We start from the raw sequence: 20,826 nt of genomic DNA, 5'->3' as shown, positions 1-20,826 counted from the left end.
AAATGGCGATGCTGCGTTCTTTGATTTATACACTCTTGCAGGCTGTGATCACGCCCCCCTACGCACTGTTTACGCTCGCCTGTTTTCCCTTGCCGGTCCACCGCCGTTACCGCGTAACCTATGGCTGGACGCGGTTGATGCTGTTCATGCTGCGCACAGTCTGCGGCCTCCATTACCGGGTCATAGGCCAGGAAAACATTCCTGATCGCCCCAGCATCATTCTATCCAAGCACCAGTCCGCCTGGGAAACGCTGGCATTGCAGCAAATTTTTCCGCCGCAGGTCTGGGTGCTCAAAAAGGAATTGTTGCGGATCCCATTTTTTGGTTGGGGTTTGGCCATGACCAATCCCATCGCGATCGATCGCAGCGCCGGCAAGGCGGCACTGGAGCAGATTGTGGAGCAGGGGCGGGAGCGGCTGAGAGAGAAATTCTGGATTGTGGTTTTCCCGGAGGGTACGCGCGTGCCACCCGGCAGCAAAGGTAAATATCGTATTGGGGGCGCCTGGCTGGCAGCCCATACCGGTGCATCGATTGTGCCGGTTGCCCATAATGCGGGCGAGTTCTGGGGAAAGAACTCTTTTGTCAAGAACCCGGGTGTCATTACCGTGAGCATAGGCAAACCGATCAATCCGGATGGCATTGAGCCGGCAGTCCTGATCGCGCAGGTCGAAGCATGGATAGAAGCGGAAACCCAGCGTATCAGCACACGCAATCATCAGATTGCACCTGCGGCGCCTGCCGTTGCAAGCACCGGCGAGCAAGAGAAATAGCCTGCAGGCCGAGAATGATCGGTCGGGAGGATTTTGTAGATCCAGATTGTATGGCTATAATGAAAAAGGGTATCGCGCAGCACACCGGATTCCCATACTTTCATTCATAGAGAAAATAAAAAGTGCCGGTAAAACGCACATCAAGCTATTCTCAATAGGAGAGAAAAATGAAATTAAGTCTCAAATTACTCGCTCTGATGAGCTTATCGCTACCATTCTACGCCCACGGCGGCGGTGATCCAGACTTCGTCAAATACCCAGAGAGGTACGAGCAAATCTTCACTCAATATGGCATGGCCAACCGCGCCAACCAGACCCAACTGGCAAAATTCTACGCCAATGAGATCGCTGTCGAAAGTTATAAAAAAGGAGAAGAGGCGGCACCCGGATCAATTGTCATCATGGAGATTTATGAACCCAAGAAAGATGCCAAGGGTGATATCATCACCGGTGAAGGCGGCTTGTTCGTGATCAACAAGCTGGCAGGGGTTGCCGTGATGGAAAAAAGAAATGACTGGGACAGTGCTTTCCAGCCAGCCAACCGGGCGGGTGACTGGGGTTTTGCCGTATACAATCCCGACGGTACGCCCAAAAGCAATGATCTCAATTGCGTACAGTGCCATATTCCATTACAACAGCAGGATCACTTGTTTACTTATAAAACATTAGTCGATTTTGTCAGCAGTCATTAATCACTGACTTATTTTTGCTCAGGAGGAAGGTATGCCAACCAGGTTGTTGAGAGCACTTATCGGCAGCCTTCTTGTCCTGGCAGTGGTTTGCACCACTCATGGCTCGGCCGCAGATATTTATTCACATATCGTTTTGAAGCTGCCTTATGCACTGCGCAGCGATGCCCCGTGGATCAGAATCATTCAAACCCAGGAAGAGTGGGAATCCTTGTATCAGCAAATGCTGGCTGATAACCTCTTGATTCTTGACGAGGTTGAACCTGCTCCCCTCATCGATTTCCAGAATTTTCAGCTGATTGCCGGCGGGCTCGGTATGAGGCCGCATATCGGGGACAGATTGTTGATCGAGAGCGTGCATGAACTGGAGGATGAGATCATCATCCAGGTGCTGGAAGTTAGAAGAACTGGATATTGCATTGTTCTGCCCGCACTGAGCTATCCTTCGGCAACCATTCTGATCAGAAAAACGCACAAACCCATCCGGATCTCCAGCGCGATCGCCACGGATGATTGCGATTCTGGCATCGAAGTACATTGACAGCCCGGATACGGCAGGGTTTATAAATTATTCGGTGCGAAGCGCATCAACCGGATTGAGCCGGGCGGCCCGCATTGCGGGCACAACACCCGCGGCCAGTCCGATCAGGCCGGACAGGATCAGCGCGCCGATCACATAAGACCACGGAATGCTGACTGGCAAGTCGGTGGCCACCATCTTCAGCAACCACGCCAGTCCCATCCCGGTAATTAAGCCGGTTGCTCCGCCAAGAAATGACAGGGCAGTCGATTCCAGCAGAAACAAGATCCGGATACGCATGGGTGTTGCACCCAGCGCATTGAGCAGCCCGATTTCCGCCACCCTTTCCGCTACGGCGATATGCATGAGCGTAATCATGCCTACCGCACCGACCAGTAGTGAAATGCCACCCAGGGCAGCAACGGCAAAAGTCAGGACATCCAGCACGGTCGAGAGGGTGCTGAGCATCTGCTGCTGGGGAGTAAGCGTGAAATCCTCGCGTCCATGGCGTTCGATCATGATCTGCCGGATATCTGAGGTAACCTCGTCTAGCGGCGCATCGGGCGGATAAACCACCTGAATTTCCATTACCCCTTCCCGGTTGAAGACTTCCAGTGCCCGGGCGGTGGGAATGTATACCGTATCATCCAGATCAAACCCCAATACCTGGCCTTTGGAGGCCATCACGCCAATCACCCGGAAGCGGGACCCTCCCACCTGGATGATCGAGCCGAGCGGATTGGCATTGCCATATAATTCCTCATGCGCTTTCGCACCCAGCACGGCAAAAGCACGTGGATTGCGCGGATCATCCGCTGGCAGGAAGCGTCCGGTAGCCACTTGCATGTTGAATGCCTTATCGAAATCCGGTCCCTGGCCGGACACCGTGACGCGCCGGCTGCGGCCACTTGCACGAATTTCGGCATTACCCGTTACGGTGGCGTTGGTATAGCGGGCATAGCGTGAAATTCTCAACGCCAACGAATCCTCGATGGTCAGCAAACGTGCACTGCCAATCGAGCCGGGTGCTGCACCATGCGCACGTAATTTCCCGGGTGTGATATTGATGATATTCGTGCCAAATTGGGTGAACTCAGCCAGCACAAACCGCTGAATGCCTGCTCCAATCGAGGTCAATAGAATGACAGCCGCGATGCCGATCGCGATTCCGGAAGCAGACAACAGTGTGCGCAGTGGATGAGCGGACAAGGCGCGCAGCGCAAAGTGCAAGGTATCGAGGGCATTCATCGCTTGCTGAGGGCCTGGACCGGATCCAGCCTGGCTGCCCGAGTTGCGGGCAGAAGCCCCGCCAGCACCCCGGTTAGAACTGCGACAAAAATGGCTGCAAAATTGGCCCAATAGGGTGGCCAGGCGGGTAATAAGGGATAGGCCAGGCGCAGCATCAAGCTGCCGATATGCCCCAATACGAAACCAAGCAGCGCGCCGGTCAACGATAGCCAGGCCGCTTCCGCCAGGAATACTCGCCGGATGACTGTTGCCGGTGTACCGATCGCTTTGAGCAAGCCGATTTCGGCAGTGCGCTGGCTGACCGCTACCAGCATGACATTCATGACTAGAATCCCGGCGACAGCAAGGCTGATCACGGCGATTCCGGCAACGCCCAGTGTCAGTGCCCGCAAAATCCGATCAAATGTGGCGAGTACTGCATCCTGAGTGATGACCGTCACATCGTCTTCGCCGTCATGACGTCGAATCAAAGTTTCACGTATGGCCTGCTTGGCTTCTTCGATTTCACCGCGATGTCTCGCTTCTATCAGCAACCGGAATAGAGAGTTGGTATTGAACAGGGCTTGCGCCTGGCGTACTGGGATAATGACCACTTCATCCGAATTGAAGCCCATGGTTTGCCCTTGCGCGGCCAGGACTCCTGTAACCGTGAAACGTCGATCACTCAGGCGAACCCGCTGACCCAGCACATGACCATCTGGAAAAAATTCTTGGGCGATTGCCGCGCCCAGTACAATTTGTGCACTGCCGGCAGAAGCGGCCGAAAGAAAATCTCCTTGAGCGAGCCTCATATGACGAATTGGAAATATTTCAGCGGTAGTGCCCATTACTGTCACTTCCCGCAACCGTCCCGCAGCAGACAGTTCTGCCGCACCAACATTCAACGGTGCGTAACGTCTAACCTCCGCCAAGCGGCCTACCCAGCGGGCATCTTCCAGGGTCAGATCCCGTGGTGTCTGGCCCATGACAGCGCCCGGGAAGCTGCCAGCTGTCTCGGCACGTCCCGGCAAGACGATGATCAGGTTTGTGCCGATCGAGGCAAACTGATTGACGACATAACGTCTGGCGCCATCCCCGAGAGCGGTCAGCACGATAACTGCAGCCACACCTAATGCCATTGCCAGTATGATCAGGAATGAGCGGGTACGATAACTGGTCAGTGTTTTGAATGAAAAGCGCAGCGTATCATTCAGTTTCATTTTTCATCCGCGGCAATCTTGCCATCGCGCATGCCAAGGCGGCGGTGCGCGCGCACACCCAGCTCGCGATCATGTGTCACAACGATAAGTGTGGTGCCCACCTGATTCAGATTTTCCAGTAGTGCCATGACTTCCGATCCGATGCGATGGTCCAGGTTGCCGGTAGGTTCGTCGGCGAGCAGGGCGGTTGGCCGCAGTATGGTTGCACGCGCAATCGCGACACGCTGACGTTGGCCGCCAGATAATTCGGCTGGACGATGTTGCGCGCGATTGCCCAGATCGAAGGCATCCAGGGTTTCCTGGACACGTAGTTTACGCTCGGAAGGGGGCATGCCGGTCAGAATCAATGGCAGTTCGATATTTTCGGCGGCAGTCAGGCGTGGCACCAGATGGAAAGACTGGAATATAAAACCGATTTTTTCGCGGCGGACTTGTGCCTGCTCGGTTTCCGACAGATCAGTGACATTTCTTCCATCGAGCAAATACTGACCGCTGTTGGGCCGGTCCAGCAAGCCAATCACGTTCAGCAGGGTGGACTTGCCAGACCCGGACGGTCCCATGATGGAAACATATTCTCCCGAATTGATTTCGAGATCGATGTGATCGAGCGCGTGCACGGCCTGGTCACCCATCTGGAACACGCGGCTAATGTCTGAAAGCTGAATCATGGCTGGGTTGATTTGGGCGTGACGCGCGTGCCTGCCGTCACTTCCACGCCATCACTGGCAAACAGCACCTGTTCACCCTCATTCAATCCCTCGAGCACCTCGGTAAAGACCCAGTTACCCAACCCTGTGACTAATGTTCTTTCCTCCAGTTTGTCATCAGAATCCAATACCAGCACTTTATTGTGTTGCCGGATAACTTGCGTGGGAATCCGCAGGACATTTTCACGTTGATCGACGATCACTTCAACATCGGCGCTGTAGCCCACGAGTAGGGTGTCTGTATAATTGTTGATGAACTCGGCTTCCACATCGACCGTGCGCGCCTGTTTTTCGATTTCCGTAACAAAAGGAGCGATGCGGCGCACATGGCCTTCAAAAGGCTGGCCAGGCAGTGCATCGATCAAGATGCGTGCCACCTGCCCCACTCGGATTTTGGGCGCATCCACTTCATCCATCGGAGCGCTGACATACAAACAACTGTCATCGATCAGGTCCACGGCTGGCGGGGTAGGGATTCCCTGTGGCGAGGGCGTGACATATTCACCCAGTTCGCCGGTCACTTGCGCAATAATGCCGGCAAAAGGTGCGATCAGCACGGTACGCTCCAAGCTGGCCTGAACTACGGCGATTTGCGCGCGTGCACGTTCGACCTCGGCGGCGGCGGCTGCGCAGGCAGCCTGGCGGGCCTGGGCTGCGGCATCGGCATCATCGGCCCGCTGCGAACTGACGAATCCCCTGGCAACAAGCTGTTGCGTGCGTATCGATTCACGCTTGGCATTATCAGCAAGAATACAGGCTTCGCGCTGTTGACTTATCGCTGTGACAAGCTGCTGTTTGGACAGCTCTTTTTGAGCAACCAGATCAATATTCCATAATTCCAGCAGAACCTGTCCCGACTCGACCCGGTCGCCTTCTCTGATTGGCAGGCTGATAATCTGCCCACCGGCTGCCGGTGACAGCCTAGCCCGCCGGCATGCCTTGATTGTGCCGGCGCGGGTATTGATGACAGTCGCTTCGACTGTGCCCCGTTCGGTACTCACCAGTTCGACTGGCTGTGGATCGGTTCGGGTAAGTAGCCAACCCACATAGCTCAATACAGCGATTATCGAGAGCATGCCAGCCATGCGGAACAGCTTTTGACTTCCACGCGTCATAATGGATTATTTACTGATTTTAGATTGGCGGCGCTGTGCGCGTTTCCGCCATGCGTGAATGACATGTAACCGCCAAAAACCCCGTACGATGAAATAACCGGTTACCGCCAATAAAGAGGCAAGTAGAACGAGTCCGATTATCAATGGCTTGCCAAACGAAGCCAGATAATCGGTCAGGATGGGTATCCATTCTGCGAGGTCTTTATCCAGCAGGTCGAGTTCGAGGGGAGGCAAGCTATCAATACTGCTTCCCGTTACCCAGCTGCCGAGCGTAAACGCTGCGACATAAAGCGGTACAATAGTAAAAGGGTTCGAATACAACGTTACAAATACTGCGATCGGCAAATTCACTTTGAAAATCACAGCGAACAAAGTGGCGAAGAAGAACTGAACAGGATTGCTGCCTGGAATCAATCCCGCGAATAAACCTGCTGCGACCCCTCCCGAAACCGAATGGCGATGGAGATGCCAAAGATTGTGATGATGTAACCTGGTACCAAAAAAATTGATAAACCGATTTTTCTGGATACTTTCGTGGCTCGGTAGGTATTTTTTAAAAATTTTGCGCGGCACGGTTCAAGAATTTATTGACTCGGATGATTCATTCATTATTGATAACAAAAAATGCGGTTGGTTTCCGTGAAAACACAATGCCTGCGTAAAGCCGCAGAATCGGCTAAAGTTGCAATGATCAAATGAAATCAATATTAATATCAGAGAATAAAACCATGGATGATACACCACTACCCGTTGAAACACCCATCTGGCGCGGCAGCTTCATTTTATCTAATGGCAAACAGCCTGCACAGATACGGGATACGCGTCCAACTTCAACGGATTATGGCGTGATCGATGCCAGAACCTTCGCTGCCGTCGAGGTGGATGCGCTGTTTGATGAAGTCAACCACGCACGGACCCGGATCGGACAATCTGTACTTTACCGGTCACTGGCGCGCCCTGTCACCGATGCGACGCTCTTGCAAAAAAAGCAGGCGGCCCTGCGTGAACTGGAATCAGATCCCGATTTATGCAATGCACTGGATCATTTCATCCAGAAAATCGCACCTGATGAATCATTGCTCTATCACTTGTTGTACGGTGAATTTGCGGGTGGGCTGACAACGGATGATCCGAAAGATAAAAAAGACAAACTGGAATTCGGCGGGTATGGCTACCGCCAGTTTATCGATGGCACAGGATTTGCAGTCGATCTGGTAGAGGAGGCCGAGGCACTTCCTGCACCACGCAGTGAGTATTTGCAAACACTGGTGCAAGCACTCCGTGATTTTGCCAAGTCGCGCACTTATGCCTTGATGCATGGACCGATTTATATTTCGGAGGGTAAATTTTTGACCCGGGAGGAGAAGCCGGGCCACTTGCCTATTCCACGATTTCGCCCTTCCATGTTCAAGTGGCTGCCGATCACGCTTTTTCTGACCATCATGCTCGGTTTGCTCTATTTCTTCCAGAATATGCTGGAAGAGCTGGGGGCGAGCTATATCGGCTATGGGATTTTGATCCTGGCTGTGCCGATATTACCGATTATCTTGCAGGCGGTCAGTGCCTCCGACCGGGATTCGGTGATCTACCCGTTGCAGAAACTGTTCCGTAAAAGCGAGGAATTGGCAAAGGCCATGGAAGCGCTCGGAATGATCGACGAATTGCTGGCCTTTCGTCAGCAGGCGCACACTCCAAATGGACAGATGGCGCTGCCCCAGATACTGGCTGGTGACCAGCACCAACTGGTCGCCGCCCAAGCCAGAAATCCATTACTCGCCGGCAAACAACCCGACTATGTTCCGAATGATATCGTGCTCGATGGCAGTCACCGGTTATTGGCGGTAACCGGGCCCAATAGCGGAGGTAAAACTGCCTATTGCAAAACAGTAGTACAGATTCAGCTGCTGGGCCAGGCTGGCGCCTATGTGCCCGTGGCCGAGGCCCGGCTGGTACCGGCCGAACATATTTTTTATCAAATTCCCGATCCTGGCCAACTGGAAGAGGGAATGGGACGCTTTGCGCATGAACTGAAACAAACGCGTGAAATCTTCTTTAATTCCACGCCGCGCAGTTTGGTTGTGCTCGATGAGCTGGCCGAAGGCACCACGTTTGAGGAAAAAATGACACTGTCCGAATATGTGCTCAAGGGATTTTACCAGCTTGGTGCGACCACGATTCTGGTGACACATAATCATGAATTGTGTGAACGCTTGCAGGAGGAGGGGATCGGCAATTATTTGCAAGTCGAGTTTGTGGCAGAGGGTCCCACTCATCGATTGATTCCCGGCATCTCACGCATCAGTCATGCAGACCGGATAGCCAGTGCACTGGGGTTCAGCAAGGAGGATGTCGCCAATCATCTGGCTTCCTTGCAGGAATAGCTGCACCCATGGCGGCATAACGGTAAAATTCGTTCTGGTTGCCATGTGGTGAAGCAGGTGGTGGCGATGTTGCACGATCATCCCTTTTTTGGCCGGTGCCGGCGAACGAATAATCGCTATCTGCATCTTCGCATGGGAAATAACGGATAATTACATTAAAATTATACGTTTAATAACACTGGAATTTTCGATGACCGCTATCACATATATAACTGATGGATAGCCTATTGAAATTTCCAGGATAATTTATTACCGCCTGAACATGACACCTATAATCAAACATCGCATGCGCGAGACGCACATTTGTCCACTTTGTTTAATGATGCAGGACCATCAACTGGAAAATCTTCAAGGGAATTAGCCGTGAAATATCAAACCGACGACCTTCGTATTATTGGCATGCATGAGCTGACCCCGCCGGTGGAATTGCATCGTGAATATCCCATGAGCGAACAGGCCACAGAGACCGTTTTCATGGCCAGGCAGGACTGCCATAACATTTTGCACGGGGAAGATGATCGTTTATTGGTCGTGTGTGGTCCTTGTTCGATCCATGATGTGGATGCGGCGTTGGAATATGCTTCCCGGCTCAATCACCTGCGCCATGAGTTTAAGAATCAGCTGCATATCATCATGCGGGTTTATTTTGAAAAACCACGCACGACCATCGGCTGGAAAGGGCTGATCAATGATCCCGATCTCGACAACAGTTTCCATATCAACAAAGGGTTGCGGCTGGCGCGTAAGCTATTGCTGGATCTGAGCATTATCGGTGTACCTGCCGCCACGGAATTCCTGGATCTGATCAGTCCGCAATATGTGGCGGATTTGATCAGCTGGGCAGCCATTGGCGCACGTACAACCGAAAGTCAGGGGCACCGTGAATTGGCATCCGGCGTTTCCTGCCCGGTCGGTTTCAAGAATGGTACCTATGGCAACTTGAATATCGCGATTGATGCGATGGGTGCCGCCTCCCGTCCACATAATTTTTTATCGGTCACCAAGGAGGGCCGTACGGCGATCTTTGCGACCAAGGGAAACGAGGATTGCCACATTATCCTTCGTGGAGGGCGTACTCCCAATTATGACCAGGAAAATGTCGCCATGGCGGTTGAAGCGCTGCTTAAGGCGGGGCTGCCGCCCTATCTGATGATCGATTGCAGTCACGCCAACAGTCATAAGGATTACCGGCGCCAGCCGGAAGTTGCAGCCAATGTAGCGGGACAAATTGCAGCGGGGAATCGCGCGATCTGCGGAATCATGCTCGAAAGCCATTTGGTGGCTGGCAGGCAGGACGCGGAAGGCAAACATTTAGAGGAATTGGTTTATGGACAAAGCATTACCGATGGCTGTATCGATTTCGAAACGACACAGCATGTACTGTTTGAACTGGCCGAAGCCGTTGAGAAACGCAGGAATTTGCACGCAGAGGGTCAAGCAAACATTTCCGGGCAATTTGTTGCATTACCCTGATCAGGCGAGGACATCATCTTGAGCAATAATGAAACAATCTGGTTCAAAGATTACGCATTGGATTATCTCGAAGGTCTGCGCAATGCCAACATGGGCGTGCATGTCGGGATACGGTTCACCGAAATTGGCCCCAATTTTCTTAAAGCCAGCATGCCTGTCGATCAGCGCACCACTCAGCCTTTTGGAATATTGCATGGCGGGGCCAGCTGTGTGCTGTCCGAGACCCTGGGCAGCGTGTCTGCCTGGATGACCATTGATCCGAAAACCTACCGGGCGGTTGGCATCGAGATCAATGCCAATCATATCCGGGCTGTCACGCAAGGCAACGTCATCGGAACCTGTACGCCGTTGCATGTCGGAAAACGGATTCAAGTCTGGCAGACCGATATTACTGAAGAAGCAACCGGTAAACGGGTGGCAGTCTCCAGGCTTACCGTTGCCATTATCGAACAGGGCACGCTGAGCGCGCAGAAAGCACCTGTATTTGTGGAAAGGTAGTATTGCAAGACGGCATCCCAGGGAAACGCCAGCCGTTTCCTTTATCCATAGCTTACCCGGAAGACCTGCCAGTCGTCGGACGGCGCAAGGAAATCGCCCAGGCGGTCCAGGCATCCCAGACCGTTATCATTTGCGGGGAAACGGGGTCCGGAAAAACGACCCAGCTACCCAAGATTTGCCTGGAATTGGGTTACGGCCGCAAAAAACTGATCGGCCATACACAGCCTCGCCGTATCGCGGCTAGAAGCGTGGCAGCACGCATCGCTTCGGAACTGAACAGTCCGCTTGGGAAAATTGTCGGCTTCAAAGTCAGATTCACTGATCAGACCGAAGCCGGGACTTGCATCAAGCTCATGACAGACGGCATTCTGCTGGCTGAAACCCAGCGGGATCCGCTGTTGTCCGCCTACGATACCGTCATCATCGATGAGGCGCATGAGCGCAGCCTCAACATCGACTTTCTGCTCGGTTACCTCAAGCAGTTGCTGCCTCGCCGGCCCGATCTCAAACTGATTGTGACTTCGGCCACCATCGATGCCCAACGCTTTGCCCAACATTTCAATGATGTACCGGTCATCGAAGTGTCGGGCAGGCTCTTTCCTGTCGAAACCCTTTATCGGCCGTTCAATCTGGATTCTGAAGACGACCGGGATTTGCAGCAGGCGATCCTGGATGCGATCGATGAAGTGACGGGAATAGGGGAAGGGGACGTGTTGGTGTTTTTGCCGGGCGAGAGGGAAATACGGGAAGCCGCTGAAGCGCTGCGCAAGCATGCTTTTGGCCATGCCGGGAGTAAGCCGGCAGTCGAAATCCTGCCATTGTTCGCTCGTTTATCCCATGCCGAACAGGCGCGCGTGTTCACGCCCAGTAACCGGCGCCGAATCGTGTTGACGACCAATGTCGCTGAAACGTCACTGACCGTGCCCGGGATCCGGTATGTCATCGATACTGGACTCGCGCGTATCAACCGTTACAGTTACCGTAACAAGGTCGAGCAACTGCTGGTTGAAAAAATTTCACAGGCATCAGCCAATCAGCGGGCCGGGCGCTGCGGGCGGGTGATGAGCGGCGTGTGTATCCGCTTGTATTCGGAAACAGATTTCAACACTCGGCCTGCCTTTACAGATCCAGAAATTGTGCGTTCTTCGCTGGCAGCGGTTATTTTGCGAATGAAGTCGCTGAAGATCGGTGAAGTGGAAAATTTTCCATTCATTCAGCCACCTGCGCCGCGCATGATCGCGGATGGCTATCAATTACTGGCAGAACTGGGCGCGATCGATACCAACAAAGCGCTGACTCCAGTAGGTCAGCAGCTGGCGAAGTTTCCTATCGATCCCAGAATTGCCCGCATGATTGTGGCCGCCAGACAGGAGAATTGTCTGACTGAAGTGCTCATCATCGCTGCGGCTCTCAGCCTGCAGGATCCGCGCGACCGTCCGTTCGAGCAACAAGCGGCCGCCGACCGGGCGCATCTGCCGTTCCGTGACGAGCGCTCGGATTTTATCGGCTATTTGAAATTATGGGATTTTTTCGATGAGCTGCTCAAGCATAAGAAATCGAATAAAAAACTGATTGCGCAGTGCCAGGACAACTTTATTTCGCACCGCAGGATGCGTGAATGGCGTGAAATTCACGGCCAGTTGCATGCGCTGGTAACAGAGATGGGGTTGCGACCCAATCAAATTCCTGCCGGCTACGATGAAATACACCGCGCGTTATTGGCCGGACTGCTCGGTAACATCGGCTTCAAGGCAGAAGGCGAGGACGAATATCTGGGCGCACGTGGCATAAAGTTTTCCATCTTCCCCGGTTCATCGTTGAAAAAGAAAAAGCCCAAATGGATCGTGGCGGCCGAGCTGGCTGAAACCTCCCGTCTCTATGCACGCTGTGTGGCAGCAATCGATTCATCATGGCTGGAAAAGATTGCCGGGAAGCTCTGCAAAAAACATTATTTCGATCCTCACTGGGAAAAGCGGCGCGCGCAACCGATGGTTTTCGAGCGGGTGACGCTCTATGGCCTGACCATCGTGCCCAAGCGGCGTGTAGGGTATGGCGCCGTCAATCCCGAACATGCCCGAGAGATTTTTATCCGCGAAGCGCTGGTGGCAGGCGAATATGCAGAACCCCTCCCGTTCCTGCAGCAGAATCGCCGTCTGATCGAAGAGATCAAGGCATTGGAGAATAAAACCAGGCGCCAGGATGTATTGGTTGACGAAGAAAAAATCTTTGAATTCTACGCGGCACGCATTCCGCCGGATGTGCACAATGGAAAATCGTTTGAGAAGTGGCGCCGACAGGCAGAGCAATCGAATCCTCAGGCATTGCATCTCACGCGTGAGATGCTCATGCGCCATGCAGCGGATGCAGGATCCGAAATCCAATTTCCTGAAAACCTCAATATTGACGGACACTTGTTACCCCTGAGTTATCGCTTTGATCCCGGGCATCCACTCGATGGCGTGACCGTGGGGATACCTTTGCCGTTATTGAACAAGTTCGAAGATTTTCATTTTGACCGGCTGGTGCCGGGATTGATACGCGAGAAAGTCACCGCTTATCTTAAAATGCTGCCCAAGCAGATCCGTCGACATTTGATTCCACTGCCCGATATCGTTACCCAGTTCCTGATCGATCTCGATGCACGCCCTCAAACCCGTCCGCTCCTAGAATATTTGGCCGTTTTTGTTGAAGCCAAGACAGGCAGCAAACCTGCTCTCGATACATGGGAGGATCAAGCACTGCCAGCTCATCTGCTAATGAATTACAGCATATTGGACGACGAGGGTAACGAGCTGGGTTCAGGCAAAGCACTTGCGCCGCTGAAGGCACAATTCGGTCGTACTGCCCAACAGATGTTCGCGCAGCAGGTGAATGGAGGCAAACACGCCATTGAGCGTGAGGACATCACCCAATGGGATTTTGGTGAATTGCCGCGCGAGCTGACATTCGAACGCGCCGGTATGGCAATGACAGGCTATCCCGCTTTGGTAGACCAGCAAGACAGTGTGGCAATCCGATTGTTCGATACCTTTGAGGCTGCTGACAGCAGCATGCGGGCGGGGGTCAAACGTTTGTTATATCTGGCGCTCAGAGAGCGGATCAAACAACTGGAAAAACGTTTGCCAGTCAATCAGCAGGCTGTTTTGCTGTTGAGCGGCCTGATTGCGCGTGATCAATTGCATGCGGATATACTGGCTGCGATACTTGAACGTGCTTTGCTTGGCGACGATGCGCTGCCACGCACCCATGGTGAATTTGTTGCGCAAACCGGAAAGGCAAGGTCTCGGTTGGGTGTTGTCGCAAATGCCTATGCGCAATTGATCGAAACAATTGCCGCAGCCTATCAGGCATTCAAACAACTGAAGGCTTCAATCGGCAAGCTGGACAAAGGTGTTGACGAATCGTTGCAAGCGCAGCTGCAGCATCTGATTTATCCCGGTTTTCTCAGCCACACGCATTGGCAATACTTGCAGCATTATCCTCGCTATCTTAAGGGCATGACTTTGCGGCTTGAAAAATTCCGCAAAAACCCCGCTCGCGATAGCCAGCAAACGGAAGCTGTGGCCAGGTTATGGCAACAGTATTTGCAGCGCTTACAGAAACATGCCCAGAAGGGTATCCATGATCCAAATTTGGAGATATTCCGCTGGCAATTGGAAGAACTTCGTGTTTCCTTATTCGCCCAGGAGCTGAAAACGCCGGCACCCGTTTCAGTTAAGCGTCTGGAGAAATTATGGGAAAACGTGCATGAGTAGCAAAACATGCTACTTCATACAGTCTGGACCGCCTGCATCATGTTTCGTAGCATGCGCAACACATAGAAGAATTCACTTTTGTCCCAAGGGGTGAAGCGCGGCAACTGATACATATCGCTTCCATGACGGGCAGCACCCCAGGCAGTCGATACCGCTGCCTCAAACCCGAGTTCTTTGAGCATTGCAACATGGGCGGGCAAGTAGTCTTTGCCTGGTTTGCCATTGGGATAGGCGAAAAATCGTACTGGCGCCCCTGTAATGGCTTCCAGTTTGGCTTTGCCTTCTGCAATTTCGATGCGGGCGCTGGCATCGTCAAGACGTGCCAGAATTGGGTGATTCATCGTATGGCCCCCAATTTCCATTCCGTTGCGATGCAGGGTGCGGACTTGATCGGCTGTCATCATGAGATCATCCGGTAGATCCGCCGCAATTAGGTTCGCCAATTTCTCTACCTGGGTTTGCCTGAGCTTGGGATCCATATACTTAAGTGCATCGATGGTGGCAAACAGTGCTTGACGACGATCGGGGAGTGTCGTGATGGTGTGCAAACCCAGATCAATTTCCCGCAGATCAATTGTATTTCCCTGGGCATGTCGAAAGGATTCAATCACGGTATCGTTCCACATTCTGCCGCCATCGAGGAAGCCAGCCGCGATAAAGAACGTGGCAGGCAAACCAAATTTATTCAGCAGTGGCAACGCAATCGCTTCGTTATCCGCATAACCATCATCGAAAGTGATGCAAGCTGCGCGGGCGGGGAGTGTGCCGTCGCGTAATCTGTTTACAGCTTCAAATAGAGGTAGCACTTTAAAGTTTCTAACCAGATACTTTAACTGCAAACCAAAATCAACAATATCTCCCCCAGAACCAAACAAAGGATCTGATTCTGGTAAAACACGATGATATATGAGTATGGATAACTTTATTTTTGAGTGAAATAGCGTAGAAAAAAAGTTCATAAATTTTGCCTCTATACTTGTGCTATTTTCTCAGTCTAATCTATTTATATGCATAGACTGGCAGATATTTTACTATGAGGGCTCACTATGTGAGCCATAGTGAAATAATGGCAAATTCACGGCGATTCTCCTGCATTAAGAAATTTTTTGCGGGAATGAATGGAGGTCGCGCTACTCCGCATTGATTCCTCGCTTGGGACGCACGATTGAAGGAGATGCTGCAGCAGAATGGGTCGAATGCACGATAATTGTGCGATAACATTGGTTAAGAAACGGAGGTGTAACATGCTGATGAAAAAATCATCTTTGTATCAATACCGAGCATATAGCCGCATTCTTGCTATGGCTGCGCTCATGATTATGTACGGCATATATTCCTGTAGTAGTGTACATGCCGAGGAGAAAAGCGAGCTAAAGCGACTCAGAGAATTGGTTTCAACGATGCAACCGGGTGAATGGCTGGAAATTCCCAATACATCCGCACCTTTGGTGACGCGTGCCGAGCATGACTCAATCATGGCTGCTGCACCCAAAGGGGCGTTTGGGTTTTGGGGAGTTGTTGGGCCGAGTGGCGTGTTCCAGGCCTGGGGAGGCGCTGGTTTTGATGTCATCAACCATGACTGGTATTTTACTGGCGGGGGACATAATGATTACGGTGGAAACGAAGTTTATCGGTTCAGTTTTCGGACGCTGTCCTGGGAGCGCCTAACTGCCCCTTCGCCGTATGATCCTCAAACCAAGAGGCCATATATAGGCCCAGTATCGCGGCATACCTATGATGCAGTTGTGTGGTGGCCATCGACTAGAACCCTGTGGGTTGGTGGTGGGTCTGGCTATCTTCCGGATGGGGATCAACAAGCGCCATTACCAGGAATCTGGGAGTTTAACCCAGAAACCAAGGAGTGGACGCTGCATAATCATAAAGGCCTGCCAGCTCCGACTCATTTAATTATTCACCCGAAGAGAGATGTGCTTTGGGGGTTTTTTGGATTTGGCCAAAAAGGATATCAGAGAGAATATTCAGCTGATGGATCTGCCAGAGATGTGAATTACGGATATTTTGGTGATCATATGACCACTGCAAATATTCTGACAGCAAAGGACGAGAAAATATACGTGATAGACCGTGGAGCCGGCATGAATCGGGCAATCACTGCTACAGATGGGATAGGTCGGATTGTCCTTGTAGAAAGATGGCCACAAGATATCCCGAATTTATTTAATAAAGGGGTGGCGTATGATTCAGTATATGATCGATTTGTGTTCTGGGATGGTAGTAAAACAATCTGGACATGGGATTTTAGCGATAAGAAATTTCGTTCTTTTCCAACAAAAAAATCTCCCCCTTCTGATCAATCCCTGTCTAATGGCAGCTTTGGAAAATTCATTTATCTATCCGAAGTAAAGGTTTTTGCAGCTTATGGCCATTCTAGAGGCAATGTCTGGCTCTATAAAGCTGCACCGCCCGAAGCAGGAGCCTTACTTGATCCTCATGTTCCTCGTGCTGCGATAGGCGAACGGAAATTTACCAGCATTCAGGATGCCTTTAATGCTGCAAGACATGGGGATATCGTCACCATTTTACCGGGAATCTGGAGGGAAGGCGCTACTATCACGGCTGATAACATTACTATTGAGGCTTCTGGTGCACATCTCAAGAATGCAACTGTCGGTGGCAAGGCAACGCTTGTAATTAAAGGCAATAACACTCTTATTCGAGGCCTGGAAGTGTCAGGTATGGCTGTTAGTGGCGGCAATGGCGCAGCGATACGTCAGGAAGGTAAGAATCTTACCTTGCAGAAAGTGTATTTCCATGATGGCCAGCAAGGAGTTCTGGCCGGCAATAACACTGGTAGCACAATTATTGTTGAAGATAGTGTATTTGAAAGATTGGGTCATGGTGGCTCTGCGCACGGCATATACGCGAACCATATTGACCACTTGATTATTCGGGGCAGTAAGTTCTTGTCATCAAAGGGGCAGGGGCATGAAATAAAGAGTCGTGCTGCTAAAACCACGATTGAAAATAGTATTGTTGCCTCTCTGGAGGGGGTTGACAGTCGACTGATCGACGTTCCTAATGGCGGCATTACTGTGATCCGTAACAATATTCTGCAGATGGGACCAAAGACTTCAAATAACGATATGATTGGTATCGGACTGGAGCAAAGAGGCGGTGCTGGACCAAATTACCATCAATGGCCACAAAACAGCACATTGATTCAGGGCAACACCATCATTGATGATCTAGGCAGGAACAGTAGATTGGTACATTGGCGCGATGTGCCCGAACCGACTGTGTTTGAGAATACCATCATAGGTTTTTCTGCGAAACAAGTTCCACCTCAGAATACGTGGCATGGAAATCGCCATGCGGCCGGCTTTCCAGACTATCCTTATCTTCCAAGAGAAAATACGCCCACATATAATAATCGGGGCCAAAAGAATAAAAATCTCAAGTTTAGACATTCATCACCAGAGAATCGGTCCTTAGGGCAGAATTGAAGCAGCGATACGAGACGTAAAAAATATTCACAAATGAGCAAAAATTACTTGATAGAAGGAAAAATTCGCGTGGTCGACCACTGAAGGAGTTTTAACTCCTCATTTGGTGTCCGATGTCCTATGTGCTCAAACTGTTCGTCTTTGCCTGTCAGGCTGGGTGACACGCGCAATCAGCGCCATTACCAGAGGCTGCCACTGGACTGCTTACTACAAACTTATGGAACGCGGCAATGTTCGAACGCTACGACTAGCGGGAACCTTGTTCGAGGTGGTCATCGACGACACATTAATTCCACGCCAATCCGAGAAGCCGCCGGGCAGTGCCATTGCGGGCAGGAAATGCATGTTACCAATCGTTTCCCGTTCTGTCCCCGCCACTGGCAATCGCAACAAGCGGACTATCGCGCTGGTATTGGTGCGCAGCCTGGCGCCCGTGATGATGAACAAGCATGTCCGGCTACTTTATGTCACTGCTCGGATGACGCAAGGATGGGGGCTGGATGTCTAAAGTTGAGAATATTAAAATATTAAGGAAATATGCCGATACATTTGAAGTCTCACCTTCAATTGTCTTAGCTAAGCTCACTTATTCCCTCTACTGATCACATATTACGCCGAATATCATGAACAAACTAAGATTAGTTATAGTATTCTTGGCTCTATTCTTCTCTGGAGCCGGATTATATGTTCAATTTGATTGGCGATCTGATAATGCAGCGTTATTGGCGTTCGCTCAATCGGTCATACAGGATGATAATGTTATTACAGCCCAAGATATAGAGCGGCTTAATGCGCTCGTATATAGCACCGGTGGTTTTGCTAAAAATGATCGTTATTTTATTTTTCCGGCACTCGGTCCAACCCCCACACAAATCATGCAAGAAGGCGGTGATTGTGCTGATAAATCCCGATTATTGGCCGCTATCCTGGATGAACTAAATGTTCCCGCCACGCTAGTAATGCTTTCGCCATGTGATACCTGCGCATTTGGACATACCGTAGTGGAAGCAATAACGAAAGATGGTGCAATAGCAGTTGACCCTATTTACAATATCTCTTTCCCATCACCAGATGGTCGCTACTACGGAATTCAAGCACTACGTAACGACGCCGATATTCTACAAACGAGGTTAGATGAATTGATTTTGCAACGCGGCCCGGAGGATAAGGTCGCGTTTTATCGTCTTGGCCCCGATGGTATTCACTATTCCTATCCAGTCACGGTTAATTGGGCCAAGAACTCTCTCACACAATTTGTTGGTTTATTTCTTGCAAGATACATTGATGAACCATCCTTGATTTATCGTCCCCGTTGGCTAGAAGATCCAAAGCTTTTAATTTCCAGTATTCTTGGGGTTCTTTCTATATGTAGTATTGGATTAGTTTTGATGACAGTCTTTCTCCCGCATCTTATAACTAGAATCAAAGGATAGTTGGTCTCACCGTGTCTTTACGCGATATCGTCATAGCTCTTATTGTCCTGGCAGCTGGCTTGCACGCGTTCCGTCGTCCTTGGATTGGAGTAATGCTTTGGACCTGGGTAAGCACCATGAACCCCCATCGCTATGCATGGGGATTTATCGCTACTGCACCAGTCGCAGCATTCACTGTGGGTGTAACATTACTTGGCCTCGTATTCACCAAGGAACGACGCTCCCCCTTTTTGGGATTGCCAGTTGTTTTGCTCGCTATTTTTGTTTCATGGATCACAGTATCCTGGCTAATGAGCCATAATGTAGCAGATGGATACTGGCTCTGGAATCGATCCATGAAGATTTTCTTTATGGCGTTCATTACATTGATGTTGCTTCAAACCAAGGAGCATATCATGACATTTGCATGGATTATGATCGGTTCATTAGCGATACTGGGCGCAAAGGGTGGTGCATTTACACTCGCTACACTAGGAAACTATCGTGTATGGGGACCTCCGGATACCTTTATCGAGGGAAACAATGAGTTCGCGCTGGCACTCATTATTATTATCCCGCTTATACACTTTCTACAGCTCCAAGTTTCGCGACAGGTATGGCGTCATATACTCAGCATAGTAATGCTGTTGTGTGTTATTGCTGCATTTGGATCACATTCCAGGGGAGCCTTAGTTGCCATCATTGCAATGAGTGGTGTTTTTTGGTGGCGCAGCCCAAATAAAGGAGCTTTGGCAATACTTTTTTTCATCATCGCAGTCGCAATGCTGCCAATGCTCCCCGAGCACTGGTGGACACGTATGCAGACTATTTCAGAATATCAGGTAGATGCTTCGGCCATCGGAAGGCTAAATGCTTGGCATGTGGCATGGGAAGTAGCTAAGCATGAATTATTTGGCGCCGGAATGAGCTACCAATATTCTGAATATTTCTTCCTTTATGGAAAATATGAAACTATAGTTCGTGCTGCACACAGTATATACTTTGAGATTCTTGGGAATCACGGATTCATAGGACTATTCCTCTTTCTCCTCATATGGATTACTACCTTTCGTGAGGCTGGGTGGTTGATGAGAAATGCGCGCAGCACACCACATACTTTGTGGGCAGCTCAGCTTGGTGCCATGGCCCAAGTAAGTCTTGTTGGGTATGCAGTTGGTGGGGCTTTTCTGAGTCTGGCTTATTTTGACTTGCCTTACAATATTTTAATAATGGTAATGCTAGCAAAAGCATGGGTTATGTCTCAGGATTTAAAAGATCAAGCGATAGAGACAGGAGTTACCTCTTGTCCACCTCACAAAAAACTGATGGCACATCAAAACGACTCATCTGGTTAAATCGGTATTTGCTACCGTTAGACTGAGAGCAGCCAAAATTAAAAACTGTGGCAGCAAGACAAAAACAGACTGTACCTCTAGCCCGAATGTTGCACGAGTCTATAAAAATATCCGTTTTCTGCGGTGGAATCAGCTTTAAATATCGGGCTCCTCGGCAGAATTTGTGGGTAACCGAAAGCGCCTTTTGTAAGACCATGGCCGGTGATAGTGGAGCACCCCGCCCAATCTCTGAGAAGATGA

17 protein-coding genes are annotated in these 20,826 nt (G+C 50.8%); 11 read left to right on the top strand and 6 right to left on the bottom strand.

The genetic code is table 11. The features are described 5' to 3' along the window. Positions 1-2: 2 nt before the first annotated feature. The 3 genes from BLV85_RS08310 (at position 3) to BLV85_RS08300 (ending at position 2,000) form a co-directional block, all read left to right on the top strand. The gene (locus BLV85_RS08310) at positions 3-770 is read left to right on the top strand and encodes a lysophospholipid acyltransferase family protein (RefSeq protein WP_090414171.1); all 768 of its coding nucleotides are present in this window, start codon (positions 3-5) and stop codon (positions 768-770) included. Positions 771-937: 167 nt separating this feature from the next. After that, a complete protein-coding gene (locus tag BLV85_RS08305) occupies positions 938-1,462 on the top strand; it encodes a cytochrome P460 family protein (RefSeq protein ID WP_090414169.1) in 525 nt (174 codons plus the stop codon). A gap of 31 nt (positions 1,463-1,493) precedes the next feature. Further along, positions 1,494-2,000: a hypothetical protein gene (locus tag BLV85_RS08300; RefSeq protein ID WP_090414167.1), complete on the top strand. Its 507-nt coding sequence runs from the start codon at positions 1,494-1,496 to the stop codon at positions 1,998-2,000. A 27-nt stretch (positions 2,001-2,027) separates the two neighbouring features. Here BLV85_RS08300 and BLV85_RS08295 read toward each other — a convergent pair whose 3' ends face one another. The 5 genes from BLV85_RS08295 to BLV85_RS08275 are packed head-to-tail and all read right to left on the bottom strand — an operon-like array spanning position 2,028 to position 6,821. After that, positions 2,028-3,227 (bottom strand): ABC transporter permease, encoded by a 1,200-nt coding sequence (locus tag BLV85_RS08295; protein ID WP_090414165.1) that lies wholly within the window; start codon positions 3,225-3,227, stop codon positions 2,028-2,030. After that, entirely contained in the window at positions 3,224-4,426 is a 1,203-nt protein-coding gene (locus BLV85_RS08290) for an ABC transporter permease (protein ID WP_090414163.1), read from the bottom strand. The genes BLV85_RS08295 and BLV85_RS08290 overlap by 4 nt, the downstream gene beginning before the upstream one ends. Then, a complete protein-coding gene (locus BLV85_RS08285) occupies positions 4,423-5,094 on the bottom strand; it encodes an ABC transporter ATP-binding protein (protein ID WP_090414161.1) in 672 nt (223 codons plus the stop codon). Before BLV85_RS08285 ends, BLV85_RS08290 begins: the two co-directional genes overlap by 4 nt. Continuing rightward, positions 5,091-6,248 carry an efflux RND transporter periplasmic adaptor subunit gene (locus BLV85_RS08280; protein ID WP_090414159.1) on the bottom strand — a complete coding sequence of 386 codons (1,158 nt, stop codon included), beginning with the start codon at positions 6,246-6,248 and terminating at the stop codon, positions 5,091-5,093. The genes BLV85_RS08285 and BLV85_RS08280 overlap by 4 nt, the downstream gene beginning before the upstream one ends. A gap of 6 nt (positions 6,249-6,254) precedes the next feature. Next, on the bottom strand, positions 6,255-6,821 hold the full coding sequence (locus BLV85_RS08275; protein ID WP_090414156.1) for a DUF2062 domain-containing protein: 567 nt from the start codon (positions 6,819-6,821) through the stop codon (positions 6,255-6,257). Between the two features lie 155 nt (positions 6,822-6,976). Between BLV85_RS08275 and BLV85_RS08270 the strand changes: the two genes are divergently transcribed. The 4 genes from BLV85_RS08270 to hrpA all read left to right on the top strand — a co-directional run bounded on the left by BLV85_RS08270 (position 6,977) and on the right by hrpA (position 14,355). Next, positions 6,977-8,629: a MutS-related protein gene (locus BLV85_RS08270; RefSeq protein WP_090414154.1), complete on the top strand. Its 1,653-nt coding sequence runs from the start codon at positions 6,977-6,979 to the stop codon at positions 8,627-8,629. Between the two features lie 363 nt (positions 8,630-8,992). After that, a complete protein-coding gene (locus BLV85_RS08265) occupies positions 8,993-10,102 on the top strand; it encodes a 3-deoxy-7-phosphoheptulonate synthase (protein WP_090414152.1) in 1,110 nt (369 codons plus the stop codon). A gap of 18 nt (positions 10,103-10,120) precedes the next feature. Continuing rightward, on the top strand, positions 10,121-10,600 hold the full coding sequence (locus tag BLV85_RS08260) for a hotdog fold thioesterase (RefSeq protein WP_090414149.1): 480 nt from the start codon (positions 10,121-10,123) through the stop codon (positions 10,598-10,600). A 2-nt stretch (positions 10,601-10,602) separates the two neighbouring features. Beyond that, positions 10,603-14,355 (top strand): ATP-dependent RNA helicase HrpA, encoded by a 3,753-nt coding sequence (hrpA, locus tag BLV85_RS08255; protein WP_090414147.1) that lies wholly within the window; start codon positions 10,603-10,605, stop codon positions 14,353-14,355. 14 nt (positions 14,356-14,369) lie between these two features. Here hrpA and BLV85_RS08250 read toward each other — a convergent pair whose 3' ends face one another. Next, positions 14,370-15,161 carry a polysaccharide deacetylase family protein gene (locus tag BLV85_RS08250; protein WP_245725143.1) on the bottom strand — a complete coding sequence of 264 codons (792 nt, stop codon included), beginning with the start codon at positions 15,159-15,161 and terminating at the stop codon, positions 14,370-14,372. Between the two features lie 438 nt (positions 15,162-15,599). On the opposite strand from BLV85_RS08250, the gene BLV85_RS08245 reads away from it, so the two are divergent. The 4 genes from BLV85_RS08245 to BLV85_RS08230 all read left to right on the top strand — a co-directional run bounded on the left by BLV85_RS08245 (position 15,600) and on the right by BLV85_RS08230 (position 20,586). Next, on the top strand, positions 15,600-17,819 hold the full coding sequence (locus tag BLV85_RS08245; protein WP_176973977.1) for a right-handed parallel beta-helix repeat-containing protein: 2,220 nt from the start codon (positions 15,600-15,602) through the stop codon (positions 17,817-17,819). A 157-nt stretch (positions 17,820-17,976) separates the two neighbouring features. Then, positions 17,977-18,327 carry a hypothetical protein gene (locus BLV85_RS08240; RefSeq protein ID WP_143032307.1) on the top strand — a complete coding sequence of 117 codons (351 nt, stop codon included), beginning with the start codon at positions 17,977-17,979 and terminating at the stop codon, positions 18,325-18,327. 115 nt (positions 18,328-18,442) lie between these two features. Continuing rightward, on the top strand, positions 18,443-19,252 hold the full coding sequence (locus tag BLV85_RS08235) for a hypothetical protein (RefSeq protein ID WP_090414140.1): 810 nt from the start codon (positions 18,443-18,445) through the stop codon (positions 19,250-19,252). Between the two features lie 11 nt (positions 19,253-19,263). Next, positions 19,264-20,586, top strand: coding sequence for a putative O-glycosylation ligase, exosortase A system-associated (locus BLV85_RS08230; protein WP_090414136.1), 1,323 nt, complete (start codon positions 19,264-19,266; stop codon positions 20,584-20,586). Positions 20,587-20,826: the final 240 nt, after the last annotated feature.

The sequence above is a fragment of the Nitrosomonas halophila genome, from assembly GCF_900107165.1.
GTDB classification, from domain to species: Bacteria; Pseudomonadota; Gammaproteobacteria; order Burkholderiales; family Nitrosomonadaceae; genus Nitrosomonas; species Nitrosomonas halophila.
Note: the sequence above shows the minus strand (reverse complement) of the source record. Positions and strands in the feature narration are given on the sequence as shown.